Here is a 700-nt window from a genome sequence, read left to right as displayed (position 1 = left end):
CTGGTAAATGTCCGATTATTCTCAACCATTTTGACAAAGGAGTTACTATTTTCGATAATGAGATGAAGGAACTGGCTCAAAAAACATCGAATTTTACTTATAAAACTAGCGATGAACTTTCTCAAAGTCAAGCATTTTTAAAACATGCTATTGATGAATACGGCAATCAAGCCAGCTATCTCATCACAGGTCAGCCTGATGATGTAAATGAGATGAAGAAGTTTTTAAAGGAAAATGGGATTGATAGCAAAAACATACAAGTAAGCTCGTTTAGAGGTTTGAAATAGGAGCAATCTATCTTCTATGTATTTCAATTAAACCCTACTAGGTCATTCAAACAAGCCTACTAGCTAATTCTATGTAAATGTGGTAGGATAAACATAGAGAAAGGAGCTTTTATGGCTAATATTTTTGACTACTTGAATGATGTAGCATACGATTCCTTTTATGACCTCCCCGTGAACGTGTTAGATGTTCTTGCCTTGACTGAATTAACCTATCTTCCTTTTGATGATGTAGTCGCCCAAGAACCAAAGCCTCTCATAGATCTAGCACCTCAAATCCCTAGAGAAACGACGATGCTGACCAATAAGAACCGCCTCCAGTTGTTGGATCAACTCTCTCAACACAAACGCTTTAAAAATTGCAAGCTATCAAATTTTATCAATGATATTGATCCTGAATTGCAAAAACAGTTTGC

General features: G+C 36.1%; 2 pseudogenes. Both read left to right on the top strand.

Going from position 1 to position 700, the window contains the following annotated elements:
- Window positions 1-287: pseudogene (locus tag GMD1S_RS12390) on the top strand (ferredoxin reductase); the annotation flags it as partial.
- A 111-nt stretch (window positions 288-398) separates the two neighbouring features.
- Window positions 399-700 (top strand): annotated as a pseudogene (locus tag GMD1S_RS08560) (alpha/beta hydrolase); the annotation flags it as partial.

The organism is Streptococcus sp. GMD1S (assembly GCF_000296875.1).
Classification (GTDB): Bacteria; Bacillota; Bacilli; order Lactobacillales; family Streptococcaceae; genus Streptococcus.
The sequence above is the reverse complement of the archived record's forward strand: the minus strand, read 5'-3'. Positions and strand labels throughout refer to the sequence as shown.